The organism is Herpetosiphonaceae bacterium (assembly GCA_036374795.1).
Classification (GTDB): domain Bacteria; phylum Chloroflexota; class Chloroflexia; order Chloroflexales; family Kallotenuaceae; genus LB3-1.
Genome location: DASUTC010000243.1, coordinates 1 through 1,699, shown reverse-complemented (window position 1 = coordinate 1,699; position 1,699 = coordinate 1). Strand labels below are relative to the sequence as shown.

Genomic DNA, 1,699 nt, shown 5'->3' with positions numbered 1-1,699 from the left:
CAGTAATGCAACAGCGATCTTTAGCTCAGCGAGGGTCGATTTGCCGCCGCCGGTTGGAAAGCTCACTGCCGATGAAATCCCTTTGTTCAGGTAACCTTCGCTAACAGCCTGTCGATGATTACGCCAAAGGAACGGCCGCTTCCTTGCGATATGGGCGAGTACTGTCGCCCATCGTGCGGGATCGACCCCCGATGGTGGAGGTGTATTGACCAAACCGGAGGAGAGTAGGTCTCTAAGTAGGTCGCCATAAGTCTTGCAACGCGAGAGATGCGGGTGTTCCCTGGGGAGCATGCAACGACATGATCACTCTCCCGAGACGTGGCTCGGCGAGGCGGATCGCAAGCGGCTTGCCGCAGCGCTTGCTGGCGCCCGTGAGGCCCGTGTGTATCGCCGGCTCGAGGCCCTGTTGCTGGTGGCCGAGGGGCATTCCGTGACCGAGGCGGCCCGCCGCTGCCGCGTCAACCGCTCCAGCGTGCACCGGTGGCTCGTCCAGTACCGGACCGAACATGAGGTCACCGCGCTCCGCGATCGGCCGCGCAGCGGGCGTCCGCGTCTCCATCACACCCTCACGCCGCGGCGGCTGGCCGCAGCCCTGGCGCGTGACCCGCGCCGCTGCGGCTACCAGGCCACGAGCTGGACAGTGCCGCTGCTGGCGCACGACCTGGCCGCGAAGGGCATCGCCGTTAGCCGCCGCACGCTGCGACGGCGGCTGCATGAGGCCGGCTATCGCTGGAAGCGGCCCCGCTATGTCTATGTCGCGCGCGCGGCGCATCTGCCGCAGAAAAAGGGGGGGTCACCCGACGTCTGAAGGCCGGCTGGCACAGGGGCGATCGGCTGCTGTGCCTCGATTGGACGCTGCTACGGCTGTTTCCACCGCTGCGGGCGACCTGGGCGCTCAAGGGCACTCAGGCGGTTGTGCCGATCACCGGCCGCAATGCCAAGCGGGTGCTGTTCGGGGCGATTGACCTGCGAAGTGCTCGCCGGGTGGTGCTGGTCCGCAATCGCGCCGCTCAGGCCGACGCTCAGGCATTCCTGCGCGCGTTGCGACGCCAGTATCGCTGTGCCGGCTGGCTCTGGCTGCTCACCGACCGGGCCAGCGCCCACACCGCCCCGCAAACCCTGGCACTGGCGACCCGGCTGCGCATTCGCTTCGTATGGTTGCCCCGGCAGACCCCCGAACTGAGCCCAATGGATCAGCTCTGGCGCGACCTCAAGCGTCTGATTGCAGCCAATCGGCAGGCGGCCTCAATCGATGCCCTAGCCGCCGATGCAGCTGATTGGGTTCTGACGTTGACGCCGCAGCAGGCGCGTCGCAAGGCCGGCATGGCATCCAAACACTTCTGGCTCAGAAAGCTGTTGCAGAACTTTTGGCGACCTACTTAGCCATGGACTGAACCCTCAGCATTTGGATCGGCTTCAACTTTCGCCTCAAGGTATCCTGAAGCCGGTCTGTCGTATCACAAGACACAAGGGCTTCACGATTGGTCTGGCTGCCGTCGATTACGATCCGCTCGGGACGGCCGTGGCGCTTGAGCGCCCTGCGCAGAAAGAGTTTGGCAGCATTGAGGTTACGTTGGCTGCTGAACCAGAATTCAACGGTGTCACCGCTACCGTCGATCGCGCGGTACAGATGCCGCCACTGGCCTCGGACTTTGATATACGCTTGGTCGACATGCCATTGGCTGGCCACCGGCCGCTT

General features: G+C 64.6%; 3 protein-coding genes. 2 read left to right on the top strand and 1 reads right to left on the bottom strand.

What is annotated here, in order from left to right:
* Positions 1–289: 289 nt before the first annotated feature.
* Both VFZ66_18165 and VFZ66_18160 read left to right on the top strand, forming a co-directional pair.
* The gene (locus tag VFZ66_18165; protein ID HEX6291115.1) at positions 290–808 is read left to right on the top strand and encodes a helix-turn-helix domain-containing protein; all 519 of its coding nucleotides are present in this window, start codon (positions 290–292) and stop codon (positions 806–808) included.
* Positions 730–1,383: a transposase gene (locus VFZ66_18160; protein ID HEX6291114.1), complete on the top strand. Its 654-nt coding sequence runs from the start codon at positions 730–732 to the stop codon at positions 1,381–1,383. Before VFZ66_18165 ends, VFZ66_18160 begins: the two co-directional genes overlap by 79 nt.
* Here VFZ66_18160 and VFZ66_18155 read toward each other — a convergent pair.
* Positions 1,376–1,699 (bottom strand): DDE-type integrase/transposase/recombinase (locus VFZ66_18155; protein ID HEX6291113.1); only part of this gene is annotated, 324 nt, incomplete at its 5' end. The genes VFZ66_18160 and VFZ66_18155 overlap by 8 nt on opposite strands.

Bases quoted from the DNA above. Each gene is read 5' to 3' on its own strand.
- VFZ66_18165 (HEX6291115.1), top strand. From the start codon at position 290: ATGCAACGACATGATCACTCTCCCGAGACGTGGCTCGGCGAGGCGGAT.